14 protein-coding genes and 1 tRNA gene are annotated in these 13183 nt (G+C 68.4%); 4 read left to right on the top strand and 11 right to left on the bottom strand.

What is annotated here, in order from left to right; translation table 11 throughout:
- Positions 1 to 94 precede the first annotated feature (94 nt).
- The 3 genes from recQ to SLW55_RS07390 all read left to right on the top strand — a co-directional run bounded on the left by recQ (position 95) and on the right by SLW55_RS07390 (position 3739).
- The gene (gene recQ, locus SLW55_RS07380; RefSeq protein WP_043091807.1) at positions 95 to 1903 is read left to right on the top strand and encodes a DNA helicase RecQ; all 1809 of its coding nucleotides are present in this window, start codon (positions 95 to 97) and stop codon (positions 1901 to 1903) included.
- Between the two features lie 148 nt (positions 1904 to 2051).
- The gene (locus tag SLW55_RS07385; RefSeq protein WP_017908753.1) at positions 2052 to 2546 is read left to right on the top strand and encodes a hypothetical protein; all 495 of its coding nucleotides are present in this window, start codon (positions 2052 to 2054) and stop codon (positions 2544 to 2546) included.
- Between the two features lie 566 nt (positions 2547 to 3112).
- Positions 3113 to 3739 carry a TetR/AcrR family transcriptional regulator gene (locus SLW55_RS07390; protein ID WP_017912596.1) on the top strand — a complete coding sequence of 209 codons (627 nt, stop codon included), beginning with the start codon at positions 3113 to 3115 and terminating at the stop codon, positions 3737 to 3739.
- A 261-nt stretch (positions 3740 to 4000) separates the two neighbouring features.
- Here SLW55_RS07390 and SLW55_RS07395 read toward each other — a convergent pair whose 3' ends face one another.
- On the bottom strand, positions 4001 to 4909 hold the full coding sequence (locus SLW55_RS07395; RefSeq protein WP_267099865.1) for a LysR family transcriptional regulator ArgP: 909 nt from the start codon (positions 4907 to 4909) through the stop codon (positions 4001 to 4003).
- A gap of 107 nt (positions 4910 to 5016) precedes the next feature.
- Here SLW55_RS07395 and SLW55_RS07400 point away from each other — a divergent pair, with 107 nt between their 5' ends.
- Positions 5017 to 5634, top strand: a complete 618-nt coding sequence (locus tag SLW55_RS07400; RefSeq protein ID WP_267099964.1) for a LysE/ArgO family amino acid transporter — start codon at positions 5017 to 5019, stop codon at positions 5632 to 5634.
- Between the two features lie 196 nt (positions 5635 to 5830).
- On the opposite strand, the gene SLW55_RS07405 is transcribed toward SLW55_RS07400, so the two are convergent.
- The 10 genes from SLW55_RS07405 to ybgC form a co-directional block, all read right to left on the bottom strand.
- Positions 5831 to 5906 (bottom strand) — tRNA-Lys (locus SLW55_RS07405).
- A gap of 64 nt (positions 5907 to 5970) precedes the next feature.
- Positions 5971 to 6636, bottom strand: coding sequence for a 7-cyano-7-deazaguanine synthase QueC (gene queC / locus SLW55_RS07410; RefSeq protein ID WP_026143259.1), 666 nt, complete (start codon positions 6634 to 6636; stop codon positions 5971 to 5973).
- Positions 6637 to 6823: 187 nt separating this feature from the next.
- Positions 6824 to 7501, bottom strand: coding sequence for a 7-carboxy-7-deazaguanine synthase QueE (queE, locus tag SLW55_RS07415; protein ID WP_267099866.1), 678 nt, complete (start codon positions 7499 to 7501; stop codon positions 6824 to 6826).
- 46 nt (positions 7502 to 7547) lie between these two features.
- The gene (ybgF, locus tag SLW55_RS07420) at positions 7548 to 8375 is read right to left on the bottom strand and encodes a tol-pal system protein YbgF (protein ID WP_026143260.1); all 828 of its coding nucleotides are present in this window, start codon (positions 8373 to 8375) and stop codon (positions 7548 to 7550) included.
- Between the two features lie 6 nt (positions 8376 to 8381).
- Positions 8382 to 8900 carry a peptidoglycan-associated lipoprotein Pal gene (gene pal, locus SLW55_RS07425; protein ID WP_010344309.1) on the bottom strand — a complete coding sequence of 173 codons (519 nt, stop codon included), beginning with the start codon at positions 8898 to 8900 and terminating at the stop codon, positions 8382 to 8384.
- Positions 8901 to 8968: 68 nt separating this feature from the next.
- Complete coding sequence (gene tolB, locus SLW55_RS07430) at positions 8969 to 10288, bottom strand: Tol-Pal system beta propeller repeat protein TolB (RefSeq protein ID WP_148828954.1); 1320 nt, start codon at positions 10286 to 10288, stop codon at positions 8969 to 8971.
- A 169-nt stretch (positions 10289 to 10457) separates the two neighbouring features.
- A complete protein-coding gene (gene tolA, locus SLW55_RS07435; protein ID WP_193314195.1) occupies positions 10458 to 11402 on the bottom strand; it encodes a cell envelope integrity protein TolA in 945 nt (314 codons plus the stop codon).
- A gap of 46 nt (positions 11403 to 11448) precedes the next feature.
- Complete coding sequence (gene tolR, locus SLW55_RS07440; RefSeq protein ID WP_017907449.1) at positions 11449 to 11886, bottom strand: protein TolR; 438 nt, start codon at positions 11884 to 11886, stop codon at positions 11449 to 11451.
- A 37-nt stretch (positions 11887 to 11923) separates the two neighbouring features.
- On the bottom strand, positions 11924 to 12700 hold the full coding sequence (tolQ, locus tag SLW55_RS07445; RefSeq protein WP_017907448.1) for a protein TolQ: 777 nt from the start codon (positions 12698 to 12700) through the stop codon (positions 11924 to 11926).
- On the bottom strand, positions 12697 to 13170 hold the full coding sequence (gene ybgC / locus SLW55_RS07450; protein ID WP_267083685.1) for a tol-pal system-associated acyl-CoA thioesterase: 474 nt from the start codon (positions 13168 to 13170) through the stop codon (positions 12697 to 12699). Before ybgC ends, tolQ begins: the two co-directional genes overlap by 4 nt.
- Positions 13171 to 13183 lie beyond the last annotated feature (13 nt).

The raw sequence follows: 13183 nt of genomic DNA on the forward strand, positions 1-13183 counted from the left end.
AGTCGCCACCTACAGACCAGCGCGCGTTCGCCTGACACGCGCTTGCGCACACCAGGAAGCCAACCGCCCTTGCGCGGCGCGGTATCCTACACAGATGTCTTCCCCCGCCCACGCCTTGCTCAGCCGCGTCTTCGGCTACGACCAGTTCCGCGGCCTGCAACAGGACATCGTCGAACACGTCGCTGCCGGCCACGACGCGCTGGTGCTGATGCCCACCGGCGGCGGCAAGTCGCTGTGCTACCAGATTCCCTCGCTGCTGCGCGACGGCACCGGCATCGTCATCTCGCCGCTGATCGCGCTGATGCAGGACCAGGTCGAGGCGCTGCGCCAGCTCGGCGTACGCGCCGAATACCTCAATTCCACCCTGGACGGCGAGACCGCGCAGCGGGTCGAGCGCGACCTGCTGGCCGGCGAACTGGACCTGCTGTACGTCGCTCCCGAACGGCTGCTGACCCCGCGCTTCCTGTCGCTGATCGAGCGCAGCCGCATCGCCCTGTTCGCCATCGACGAGGCGCACTGCGTGTCGCAATGGGGCCACGACTTCCGCCCCGAATACCGCCAGCTCACCGTGCTGCACGAGCGCTGGCCGCAGACCCCGCGCATCGCCCTCACCGCCACCGCCGACCCGCCGACCCAGCGCGAGATCGCCGAGCGCCTGGACCTGGCCCAGGCGCGCCATTTCGTCAGCTCCTTCGACCGCCCCAACATCCGCTACACGGTGGTGCAGAAGGACAATGCGCGGCGCCAGCTGCTGGACTTCCTGCGCGCGCACCGCGGCAGCGCCGGCATCGTTTACTGCATGTCGCGGCGCAAGGTCGAGGAGACCGCCGACTTCCTCGCCCGCGAGGGCCTGAACGCCCTGCCCTACCACGCCGGTTTGCCGGCCGAGGTGCGCGCCGACAACCAGCGCCGCTTCCTGCGCGAGGACGGCATCGTGATGTGCGCCACCATCGCCTTCGGCATGGGCATCGACAAGCCCGATGTGCGCTTCGTCGCCCACACCGACCTGCCCAAGTCGCTGGAGGGCTACTACCAGGAGACCGGCCGCGCCGGGCGCGACGGCGAGGCCGCCGAGGCCTGGCTGTGCTACGGCCTGGGCGACGTGGTGCTGCTCAAGCAGATGATCGAGCAGGGCGAGGCCGGCGAAGAACGCAAGCGCGTGGAACGGCGCAAGCTCGACCAGTTGCTGGGCTACTGCGAATCGATGCAATGCCGCCGCCAGGTGCTGCTGGCCGGCTTCGGCGAGACCTATCCGCAGCCCTGCGGCAACTGCGACAACTGCCTGCAGCCGGCCGACGCCTGGGACGCCACGGTCGCGGTGCAAAAAGCACTGAGCTGCGTGTACCGCAGCGGCCAGCGCTTCGGCGTCGGCCACCTGATCGACATCCTGCGCGGCAACGAGGGCGAGAAGATCAAGCAGTTCGGCCACGACCAGCTCAGCACCTACGGCATCGGCAAGGACCTGGACGCGCGCGCCTGGCGCGGCGTGTTCCGGCAACTGGTCGCCACCGGCCTGCTGGAAGTGGACAGCGACGCCTACGGCGGCCTGCGCCTCACCGACGCCAGCCGCCAGGTGCTCAAGGGCGAACGCAAGATCATGATGCGCCGCGAACTGCCCAGCCGCGGCCGCGAGCGCGGCGACCGCAGCGGCAGCCCGCGCACCGGCGTGCCGGTGCAGGCGCAGGACCTGCCCCTGTTCAACGCGCTGCGCGACCTCCGCGCCGGCCTGGCCAAGGAACAGAACGTGCCGGCCTTCGTGATCTTCCACGACAGCACCCTGCGCAACATCGCCGAGCAGCGTCCGAGCAGCCTGGACGAACTGGCGCGGGTCGGCGGCATCGGCGGCAGCAAGCTGGCCCGCTACGGCCAGCAACTGCTCGACGTGGTGCACGGACAGGGCTGAAGCGCGGCAGCGGCGCCTGCAGCATCGGCGCGTCGCGGCGCGGCCCGCGGCGCCGACAGGCCGGGTTCAACGTGGTATTGATAGCGTCAGCGTCACGGCGGAGCGTCTGACAGGCTCCGCCGGGCCCCTCTCTTCTGGCGGATGCCCGATGAACCGCAGCCTCCTTCTCCTCGCCTGCGCCCTGCTTGCCGGCCCGGCCCTGGCCCAGACCGCCGATGCCACCAGCGACAGCGAGGCGGCCAAGCGCAAGCTCGACCTGAGCGTGCCGCAACAACCGATCACCTACGCCGATCCCGGCACCAAGGCCGATCCGCCGGGCACGTACTACGGCGATACCAGCGGCACCTCGGCCTCGGCGCAGAAGGCGGCGGCAGCGCAGGCGCGCGCCGAGGCCCTGCAGGCGCAGGCCGACCGCTGCAACGGCGACGTGCACGGCAGCGTCGCCACCGGCATCGGCTATTCCACGCATGGCGGCAACAGCAACTACCAGGCCGCCAATCTGAACCTGTGCAAGACCTCCTACACCGACGACGGCAAGCCGCGGCAGATGGGCATCAGCATCAGCGTCGGCCGCGGCGACGGCCCGGTGTTCGGCCGCGGCTACTATCCCGGCGCCTACGGCCCGCCGCCGTTCGGCTGGTAAGCACGGCGACACGAGGGCAGCGCCAATTGATCTGCTCCCGCCACGCTTGAATCGATGCACGTTGCCTCGTACCGCCACGGGGCGTTCCCGGTACCGCCCGTCGCGGCTGAAGCCGCTCCTACGGCACACTTCCCGAAGTTGACAGCAGTACCCGCCGGACTCCCAGGCTGGTCAGCACGCGGCCTGGAACTTTCCGACAGCGCGTGTCGCCCTGTTCACATCCGCAATCGCGGCATCCCGCGGTGCGCCGTGTCGTGCCGGCACCACTGAAACCGCCCGCTCCCACGCGCGCGCTCCAGCACCCAGTCATGCAGCCGTGCCCGCTGCGTCCATTGCGCGCGAAGTGCGCATCGACACCCCCACTCGAGAGTGCCGCCCGTCACGGTGGTGGCTATGGGATCGACTGACTTGCCGCCGCACGCGCGACCGCGACGCATCGCGTCTACAATCGCGCTGCCTTTGTCGGCATGCCGTCCGCGGCGGCGTCACGCATCGCGTGCGCGTCGCGGCCGGTCGCCTGGCATCCCTCCCCTTCATGTGGCATCGCTTCCCCCCGAGCTCACGCCATGTCCAACGTAGTCCGGCTGCACAGCGCCCGCGAACGCGAGCAGCGCCTGCACGATGACGTCCTCGATGCGGCCGAGCGCTGCATCGTCGAGAACGGCCTCGGCGCCACCACCTTCGAACTGATCGCCGGGACTGCCGAGGTCTCCTGCAGCGCGGTACGTCGGCAGTTCGACGACAAGCGCAGCCTGGTCCAGGCGCTGATGGAACGCGGCTACGAGCGTGCGATCCGCACCATGTGGCTGCTGCAACCGCCGCCGCACCAGGACGCGACCACGTTCATCGCCGGGGCATTGGAAGACTGGCTGGTGGCCGATGCCAACCAGCGGCGGCGGCGCCTGGATCTGGAGATGGACCTGGCCGCCGCACGCGACCCCGAACTGGCGCAGTACGCGCGTCGGCTCAACGTGTCCCTGGTGCAGAACCTCGGCGACCTGCTGCGGCGCATGCTGCGCGACCACGGCTGGAGCGGCAGCGAAGCCGAATTCCAGGCCCGCGTCTACGCGGTCGCGGCGATGTGCGGCGGCCTGCACATGATGATGACCACCGGCGTGGAGCTCAACCGCATGCATCTGCAGTTGATCCTGAGCGAGAGCCTGGCCGGGATCTTCAGCACGGCGCAGGCCTGACGCCGTCGTCCGCCGCGCCCTCCGCCCTGACGCTCGTCCACCCCATCACCGAAGTGACCGGGATCCTGATGCGCCCTGCGGACACAGACGCCGGCGCTGCGCTCCTGCACGAGGCGGCATGAGGCCGAGCGGCGTCATCCGCGAAACGACCCTGACCTGATCCCAGCAGCACTCGGCGTCGATGCACTGCTGCCGTCACAAGCAGGAGGTCGCCCTGGACGATGATCGGCGCCGGAGCAAGCGACCCACCGCGAGCGACGCTCAGGCAAGCGGCGCTGGCGCGTGCATGCCCTCCGCTGCGGCACGCAGCGCCTGAGCGATGTGCTGCAGCGTCCTGGAACGGACCGCGACATGCTGCCAGTACAGCGGCACGTCGAGCCAGCGCTGCGGGTCGACGACCACGATCTGCCGCTGCCGCAGCGCGGCCACCAGCATCGGCTCCGGCGCCAGGCACCAGCCCAGTCCACGCGCGGCCGCCTCGACGAAGCCGATGGAGGTCGGCAGGTAGTGGATCGGCGGGCTCAGCCGCGCGCGGGTGACGCGCCGCACGAAGCGCGCCTGCAGCGCGTCCTTGCGGTTGTAGACGATCATCGGAGCGCGGGCCAGCGCCACCGCATCCAGGCCGTCGGCAAAGTAGCGGGCGAAAAACGCCGGCGAGGCGATCGCGCGGTAGCGCATCGCGCCCAACGCCAGCACATTGCAGCCCTGCAACGCCTTGCCGACGGAGGTGACGGCACCGAGCACCGCGCCGCTGCGCAACAGCTCCAGCGTGTGGTCCTGGTCGTCCACCTGGATATCGAACAGGTAGCCATGCGCGTCGTGCAGCGCCGCCAGCGCGTCCAGGAACCAGGTCTGCAGCGAATCGTCGTTGACGGCGATGGCGATGCTGCGTGCCGCTGCACTGCTCGCAGGCGCGGGCAACAGGTCGGCCACCGCCTCGGCCTCCAGCACCTGCATCGGCCGCACGCTGCGCAGCAGGCGCTCCCCGGCGGGGGTCGGCCGACATGGAGCCTGGCGCACGATCAGCACCTGGCCAAGCCGGTCTTCCAGCGCCTTGATCCGCTGCGAGACCGCCGACGGCGTCAGCGCCAGGCGGCGCGCGGCGGCCTCGAAACTCCCTTCTTCCAGCACGGCGGCGAAGGCGGACAGCTGGGGGTGGAGCAGATCCATGGCGGTTATGCGGATTAGAGATTCTTCAGAGCGTACAGAAAAACGAGTTTGGCTAATCACACCGACGCGTGCAGCATGCTCGCCCCATGTCCCAGGACCTCATCGCTATGTGGCTGCACGCACTGTTGGCCGGCCTCGTCGCCGGCGCCGGCCTGATCGTCGCCATCGGCGCGCAGAACGCCTTTGTGCTGCGCCAGGGACTGCAGCGTCGACATGTCGGCCTGGTCGTGGCCGTGTGCGCCGCCAGCGACATCGCGCTGATCGTCCTCGGCGTGTCCGGCATCGGTGCCGTGGTGGACGCCTGGCCGGGCGTGCTGCAGGGATTGCGCTTCGGCGGTGCGGCCTTCCTCGGCGCCTACGCGCTACTTGCGGCACGACGCGCCTGGCGCGGCAGTGGAGGCCTGCTGGCGCACGGCGAGGATCAGCGGAGCTGGCAACGCGTCCTGCTGACCTGCCTGGCCTTCACCTTCCTCAATCCACATGTCTACCTGGACACCATGGTGCTGCTGGGCAGCCTCTCCACGCGCTACCCGGGACCACTGCGCTGGGCGTTCGCACTCGGCGCCTGCCTGGCCAGCGCGACCTGGTTCGGCAGCCTGGGCTACGGCGCGCGGTTGCTGCAGCCCGTGTTCCGCAAGCCCGCTGCGTGGCGGTTGCTGGATGCGGCGGTCGCGCTGTTCATGCTGGGCTTGTGCCTCGCGTTGCTCCTGCAGCCTTTGGGATGAGCGATCGGGTACGGTGGCTGCCAACCAGTGCGACTGGCCACGCTTGCAGCTTTCGCGCAATGGCGGAAGTGAATGCAGCAAGCCGACGACCACGCAATCCCGACAAGGAAGCAGCGCACCTCGCGTTGAATTCAGGGGTGATGTCCGAAGCTGGTGAAAAAACCGCCAAAGGCGACGCGCAACCCGCTGAGCGGAGTGGTGGGCCGTGATGGATTCGAACCATCGACCAAAAGATTAAAAGTCTTCTGCTCTACCGACTGAGCTAACGGCCCAAAACAAGACCCCGGCGTTGCACCGGGGCGCGTAGTCTACCCCAGCACGGGGCGTTTCGCGAAATCAGGCATAGCGGGTCGGGTCGGCAACGCCGGCGTCGGCGAAGCCGGCCGCGCGCAGGCGGCAGGCATCGCAGTGGCCGCAGGCGCGGCCGGCGTCGTCGGCGCGGTAGCAGGACACGGTCAGGCCGAAGTCCACGCCCAGGCGCACGCCTTCGCGCACGATGTCCGCCTTGCTCATGTGCTGCAACGGCGCATGCACGCGCAGCCCCGCACCCTCCACCCCGGCCTTGGTCGCCAGGTTGGCCAGGGTCTGGAACGCGTCGATGAACTCGGGGCGGCAATCGGGATAGCCGGAATAGTCCACTGCGTTGACCCCGCAGAAGATGTCGGCCGCGCCCAGCACCTCGGCCCAGCCCAGCGCCACCGACAGCATGATGGTGTTGCGCGCCGGCACATAGGTGACCGGGATGCCGTCGCCACCGGCGTCCGGCACCTCGATGTCGTCGGTCAGCGCCGAGCCGCCGATGCTGCGCAGGTCGACGTTGACGGTCTTGTGTGCCACCGCGCCCAGCGCCGAGGCGACGCGCGCGGCCGCATCCAGTTCGGAGGTATGGCGCTGGCCGTAGCGCACGCTCAAGGCATGCACCGCGAAACCCTGCGCACGGGCGATGGCGACGACGACGGCGGAGTCCATGCCACCGGAGAGAAGGACGACGGCGTTTTTCATGAGGGTGGGGATTCGGGAGTGGGGATTGGGGATTTGCAAAAGCGGAGATACGTGGACGGACGGGATACCACATGGTCCATTTGACCATGCAGGAGCGACTTCAGCCGCGATGAAAGTTCGGACAAGATCCGTCGCGGCTGAAGCCGCTCCTACGAATCCCTAGTCCCGAATTCCTAATCCCGGCCGCTCAGCGGCCAGGCTCGTCGTTCCACAGCAGCTTGTGCAACTGCATCTGGAACCGCACCGGCAGGCGATCGGCGACGATCCAGTCGGCCAGGTCGCGTGCGGTCAGTTCGCTCTTGCTCGGCGAGAACCAGACCGTGCAGCGGGTGTCCAGCCGATGTTCGGCGACCACGCTGCGCGCCCACTCGTAGTCGGCGCGGCCGCACAGGACGAACTTGATCTGGTCGCGCGCGGCCAGCAGCGGCAGGTTCTCCCAGCGGTTACGGTGCGCTTCCTGCGACGCCGGGGTCTTGATGTCGAGCACCCGCGACACCCGCGGGTCGACTTCGGCGATATCCAGCGCGCCGGAGGTCTCCAGCGACACGTCGTAGCCGGCGTCGCAGAGGCGCTGCAGCAGCTGCAGGCAGCGTTTCTGCGCCAGCGGTTCGCCGCCGGTGACGCAGACGTGGCGCACGCCGTGGCGCGCCACTTCTTCGAGAATCGCGTCGATGTCCCACCACTGCCCGCCATGGAAGGCGTAGGCGGTGTCGCAGTAGCTGCAGCGCAGCGGGCAGCCGGTCAGGCGCACGAACACGGTCGGCCAGCCGGCGCTCTCGGCTTCGCCCTGCAGCGACAGGAAGATCTCCGTCAGCTTCAGGCGGGGCAGCGGGCTTTGGACGATATCGCTAGGAACGGCGGCCATGGCGGGAGAAAGATGCTCCCGCGACGGCGGCGGCAGCGTTAGGGGCTCAGCGCAGCTGCTGGCCGAGACGGATCGACTGCAGGCGGTCCTGCGCGGTCCGCGCGGCATCGGACCCAGGATACTTCGCGCCGACCTGCTGCAGGGTCTGCTCGGCATCCTGGACGCGGCCTTCGCCGTACTGGGACAGGCCCAGCTTGAGCAGCGCACCGGGTGCCTTGTCGTGGGTCGGATAGCGGCCGATCAGGTCCTGGAACTGGGCCTCGGCCAACTGGAAGTTCTTGGTGGCGTAGTAGCTCTCGCCCAGCCAGTACAGCGCGTTCGGCGCATACACGCCGTTCGGGTAGGCCTGCAGGAAGTTCTGGAACAGGTTCGCCGAGTCGGCGTACTTGCCCGCCTTGAGGGCGTCGAAGGCGACATTGTAGGCGGCACGCTCGTCGCCAGCGGCAGCCAGGGTGCCGGCGTCGCCGTGCACCGACGGCGGCGGCTCGGCGACGGCGGACGGCTTGCCTGCGGGCGCGGCCGGCGCGACAGCCGGTGCGGCGCCATTGGCCGGCGGCAACGACGGCGTCGCCCCTGCCCCTGCACCACTCTCCAGCCGGCCCACGCGGCCATCCAGGTCCAGGTACTGGTCCTTGATCTGCTGCTTGAGCTGGTCGTTGCTGTGCTGCAGTTGTTCGATCGTGGCTTCCATCGACTGCATCTGCGTCCGCAGCTGGTTGAGCTGGTTCAGGATGTCGGTGTTGGCCTGGGTATTCATGGCCTGCTGCTCGAGCGCGGAAACGCGGTCGGCCAGGCTTGCGCGCTGCGCATGAGCCGGCGCGGCGGCCACGAGGGCCGCCGCGACGATCATCGATGTAAGGACACCGATACGCATCTTTTCTTACTGCGCCGTGTAGACGATCTCGACGCGACGGTTCTGCGACCAGCAGGACTCGTTCGACTCGGTGCAGACCGGACGCTCTTCGCCGTAGCTGACCACGGTCAGCTGCGCAGCCGAGCCACCGTTGGCCTGCAGCGCCGAGGACACGGCGTTGGCACGACGCTCGCCCAGGCCCATGTTGTACTCGCGCGAACCACGCTCGTCGGTGTTGCCCTGCAGGGTGATGCGCGAGGACGGACGGTCACGCAGGTACTTGGCGTGGCAGGCCATGATCGCCTGGAACTCCGGCTTCACGGTGTCCTTGTCCAGGTCGAAGTAGACCACGCGCTGACGCAGGCAGGAATCGGTGTCCAGGTCGCCCGGGCCGTACAGACCGGAGGTCGACGGGCCGGTCGGGGCGGTGGTACCGGTGGTGCCGGTGGTGTCGGTCTGGGGCTGTTCCTTGACCTTCTTGGCGCAGCCGGCCAGAGCTGCAACGGACAACAGCGAAACAAGCAGAACGCGGGTGGTCTTGTTCATGGCGATACCTTGTGGCTCCTGGGCCGATGAGGGGTTCAACAGCGAAATATTAACACCAAACTTACATGTCAACGTGCGGTGCGATACGGCGACCAGGACGGTTCGCGCACGTCGCCATCGGCGAGCACCAAGCGCTGCCGCACGCGGGCATCGGCCGAGACCGCGTACAGCACGCCACGGCCGCCTTCACGCGCCGCATACAGCACCATGCTGGCGTTGGGGGCGAAGCTCGGCGACTCGTCCAGCGAACCGGTCGACAGCGTGCTCCAGCGCGGCGAACCCAGGCTGCGGTCCATCATCGCGATCTTGTAGGTGTTGCCGCTGCCCTGGGCCACGACCAGCTTGTTGCCGTCGAAGGACACGCTCGGGGTCGCGTTGTAGTTGCCCTGGAAGGTGATGCGGGTGGCGCTGCCACCGGTGGCCGGCACCTGGTAGATCTGCGGGCGGCCGCCGCGGTCGGAGGTGAAGTAGATGCTGTTGCCGTCCGGGGCCCAGGTCGGCTCGGTGTCGATGCCGAAGTGGTTGGTCAGCTGGGTCAGCTGCTTGCTGCCCAGATCCATCACGTAGATCTCCGGGTTGCCGCTGCGCGACAGCGCCAGCGCCAGCTTCTTGCCGTCCGGCGAGAACGACGGTGCGCCGTTGATGCCGCGGAAGCTGGACACCAGCTGGCGCGCACCGGTGGCGATGTCCTGGATGTAGATCGACGAGTTGCCGCGCTCGAAGCTCACGTAGGCCAGCTTCTTGCCGTCCGGGCTCCAGTTCGGCGACAGCAGCGGCTCGGCCGAGCGGACGATGGTCTGCGGGTTGTAGCCGTCGGAGTCGGCGACCATCAGCGCATAGCGCATCGCCCCGCCCTTGCCGCTGGCGGTGACGTAGGCGATGCGGGTCCAGAACGCGCCGCGCACGCCGGTGATCTTCTCGTAGATGGCGTCGGCCATCTGGTGGGCGACGTCGCGCATGGCGTTGGCGCGGGCGGTCATGGCCAGGCCGAGCATGCGCTCGCCCTTGCCCACGTCGAACAGTTCGTACTCGACGCGATAGGCGCCCTCGCCGGCATCCATCACCCGGCCGACGACCAGATAGCTCTGCTTGAGCGCACGCCAGGTGGCGAACTGCACCTCGCTGCCGCGGGTCGGGCGCTCCACGATCTGCGATTCGGGGAGGTTGCGGAACTGGCCGGAGCGATCCAGGTCGGCGCGAACCACCGCGGCGACGTCGGTGCTCGGCGGGGTCGCCGATCCCTGGTACGGCATCGGCACGACGGTGATCGGGGTCGCCGAGGCATTGCCGCCGACGATGTCGATTTCCAGGCCCTTGTCCTGCGCGGACGCGGCGAGAGGCAGCAACAGGGCGGTGAGAACGGCAAGCCAGCGCGGCAGTTTCTTCATGGGTCGCTCAGCAGGATCGGAAAGGCGCAAGAGATAGCAATGCGCGGGTGAACGTATTCGCAATCATGAACCATCGCCGTGTGAAGCCGATGGCAGGACGCGGCACATTATCGCCCATCGCATGTCGGGTGGATGGCGGGCGCGCGCGATGCGGCGCCAGCCGCCGGGGTCATTGGTCCTGGGCGGTGAAGTTGAAGGTCAAGTTGCGCGCGAACACGGACTCGAAGCCACGGTAGGGCAACGGCTGGGCGCGTAGCACCGCGGCTTCGATCGAGCGGCGACCGGCCTCGTCGTAGGGACAGTCGGGGCTGACCTTGGCCTGCATGACTTGGCCACCTGGGATCTGGGTGATCGAGATCTTGCACTTCTGCCCCAGCGGCACCGAGTCCGGGCGCACCCACTGGCTCAGCACCGCTTGCTGGATCGCCGCGGCGTACTTGGCCTGCAGATCGGTGTTGGTGCCGTTCTGGCCCGGCGCCTGCTGCGGCGTGGTGGCCGCGGCCGCCGACGCCTTCTTGGCGTTCAGGTCGGCGATCTGCTGCAGCTTCTGCTGCGCCAGTTGGGCCTCGCGCTCCAGCTTCTCGCGCTGCTTGCGGATGTCGGCGATCTTCTTCTGCCGCTCCTCTTCCTGCTGCGCGGCCAGGCGCTGCTTCTGCTCGGCCTCCTGCTGGCGCTTCTGCTCGGTCAGGTCGATCTGTTCCTGGCGGCGCTTGGCCTCCTGCTCCTGCTTCTCCTTTTCCTGGGAGATCGCGGTGCGGGTGGCGCGGTCCTGATCGACCTTGTCCGGCACCGGGACGAAGTCCTGCGCCTTCTGCTGCTGCGGGGTCGGCGCCTGCTGCGGCTTGGGCGTGGGCAGCGGCTGCGGCGGCGGCACCGTGTCCTCTTCGGCGACGTCCTTGACCGGTTCGGGCAGCGGCTCGGGCAAGGGCTTGGGCGCGTCCTTCACCGCCTTCTGCGCCGAGCGCACGTCGGCGGCCGAGACCACCAGCGAGGCCTCGACCATCGGCGAACCGGCGGCGGGTTCGACCTGGCGCACCGGCGACCACCACCAGGCCAGGAAGAACAGCAGTGCGATCAGCACGTGCACGCCCACCGCCAGCGCGATGCCGTACATCAGGCCGTCGTTGTCGCCCCTGGCCAGCGGCGGTCGGTTTTCGGCTTCAGCGTGCATTGTTTCCGGGCTGACTCATCAGGCCGACCTTGGGCACCCCGGCCTGCTGCAGCATGACCATGGTGTCCATGACCAGTTGATAGTTCGAGGTGCCGGGCGCGGCGACGAACACCGGCACGTCCTTGTTCTGGCCGACAAAGGCCTGGATCTTCGCCTTCAGCTCCGGCGCGGCGATCTTCTCCGGCTTGCCGTCCTGCAGGGTCAGGGTATAGCGGCCTTCGGCGTCGACGGTGACGATCACCGGATCCTTCTTGCTCTCCACCGAGCGCGCGGTGGAATCAGGCAGGTCCACGTCCACGCTCAGGCTGAGCAAGGGCGCGGTGACCATGAAGATGATCAGCAGCACCAGCATCACGTCGATGTACGGCACGACGTTGATCTCGGACTTGAGCTTGCGGCGCTTGCGGCGGGAAATGGCGGCAGTCATGCGGGAATCCTGGGAGTCGTGGGCAGGCGGGCGACGCTCAGTCGCCGCTGGCCTGGCGCTGCAGGATGGAGCTGAACTCTTCGGAGAAGGTCTCGAAGCGCACGGCCAGGCGCTCGACCCGGGTGGTGAAGCGGTTGTAGGCCCACACCGCCGGGATCGCCACGAACAGGCCGATGGCGGTGGCGAACAGCGCCTCGGAGATGCCCGGCGCGACCGCGGCGATGCCCGCCTGCTGGCCGCTGTTGATCATGTCGTGCATGGTCACCATGATGCCGAACACGGTGCCGACCAGGCCCACGTACGGGGCGGTGGAGCCGATGTTGGCGAGCAGTTCCAGGTTGCGCTCCAGGCGGTCGACCTCGCGCGCGTAGGTCGCGCGCATCGCCCGCTGCGCGCCTTCCAGCTGGATGCGTGCATCGAGCCGGCGCTTGTCGCGCAGGCGGGTGAACTCGCGGAACCCGGCCTCGAAGATCGCCTCCAGCCCGCCGACTACGCGGTTGCGGTCGGTGGCGCCGGCATAGAGCTTGCTCAGGTCGGTGCCGGACCAGAAGCGGTTCTCGAAGTCGTCGGCCTCGCGGTTGGCGTCCTTGAACACCTTGCCTTTGCGGAAGATGATGACCCAGCTGATCAGCGAGCCGAGCAGCAACAGCAGCACGATCACCTTGACCGGCAGGCTGGCCTTGACCATCAGGTCCAGGTAGTTGATGCCGCCATGGGCGGCGGTGCTGGCGACGGCCTGGGTGGCGGTCTGGGTCACGTCCTGCGGCAGCGCCTCCACCACCGTGTCCTGCAGGGCCAGGAGCAATGCGATCATCCGTCGTTCCTCAGTAATTCGGCTTCAGTGATTTCAAGAACTTTCAATGCATCGTGCAGCGCGTCGTCCATGCCGCGCGGGCGGAAGCTGTCGGCGCTGAGCGCGGCCACCCGCACCTGCGCGCGCAACAGCAGCTCCCCGTCGTCGCGGCGGATCGACTGCGCGAACACCAGGCTGGCGCGCTTGCATTGCGACAGCGCGACGCCGACCTGCAGGGAATCGTCCAGGCGTGCCGGGCGCAGGAAGTCGAGCTGCATCGCGCGCACCGCGAACACCAGATCGTGTTGCAGGCGCAGACGCTCCTGACCATACCCCAGCGCCCGCAACCACTCCGTGCGCGCCCGCTCCAGGAAGGCCACGTAGCGCGCGTGGTAGACCACGCCACCGGCGTCGGTATCTTCCCAGTAGACGCGTGTCGGCCAACTGAATAGCCGGGAATCGGGAACGGGGAATGGGGAATCGGCAGTCAAGAGCGGCGCTCCT

Source organism: Xanthomonas sp. LF06-19 (assembly GCF_034105425.1).
Taxonomy (GTDB): Bacteria; Pseudomonadota; Gammaproteobacteria; order Xanthomonadales; family Xanthomonadaceae; genus Xanthomonas_A; species Xanthomonas_A sontii.

Excerpts from the sequence above, each read along its gene's own strand:
- SLW55_RS07395 (WP_267099865.1), bottom strand. The coding sequence starts at position 4,909 with ATGGATCTGCTCCACCCCCAGCTGTCCGCCTTCGCCGCCGTGCTGGAA.
- queC (WP_026143259.1), bottom strand. The coding sequence starts at position 6,636 with ATGAAAAACGCCGTCGTCCTTCTCTCCGGTGGCATGGACTCCGCCGTC.
- tolR (WP_017907449.1), bottom strand. The coding sequence starts at position 11,886 with ATGACTGCCGCCATTTCCCGCCGCAAGCGCCGCAAGCTCAAGTCCGAG.
- tolA (WP_193314195.1), bottom strand. The coding sequence starts at position 11,402 with ATGTACGGCATCGCGCTGGCGGTGGGCGTGCACGTGCTGATCGCACTG.
- SLW55_RS07385 (WP_017908753.1), top strand. The coding sequence starts at position 2,052 with ATGAACCGCAGCCTCCTTCTCCTCGCCTGCGCCCTGCTTGCCGGCCCG.
- SLW55_RS07400 (WP_267099964.1), top strand. The coding sequence starts at position 5,017 with ATGTGGCTGCACGCACTGTTGGCCGGCCTCGTCGCCGGCGCCGGCCTG.
- queE (WP_267099866.1), bottom strand. The coding sequence starts at position 7,501 with ATGGCCGCCGTTCCTAGCGATATCGTCCAAAGCCCGCTGCCCCGCCTG.
- recQ (WP_043091807.1), top strand. The coding sequence starts at position 95 with ATGTCTTCCCCCGCCCACGCCTTGCTCAGCCGCGTCTTCGGCTACGAC.
- ybgF (WP_026143260.1), bottom strand. The coding sequence starts at position 8,375 with ATGCGTATCGGTGTCCTTACATCGATGATCGTCGCGGCGGCCCTCGTG.
- tolB (WP_148828954.1), bottom strand. The coding sequence starts at position 10,288 with ATGAAGAAACTGCCGCGCTGGCTTGCCGTTCTCACCGCCCTGTTGCTG.
- SLW55_RS07390 (WP_017912596.1), top strand. The coding sequence starts at position 3,113 with ATGTCCAACGTAGTCCGGCTGCACAGCGCCCGCGAACGCGAGCAGCGC.
- pal (WP_010344309.1), bottom strand. The coding sequence starts at position 8,900 with ATGAACAAGACCACCCGCGTTCTGCTTGTTTCGCTGTTGTCCGTTGCA.
- tolQ (WP_017907448.1), bottom strand. The coding sequence starts at position 12,700 with ATGATCGCATTGCTCCTGGCCCTGCAGGACACGGTGGTGGAGGCGCTG.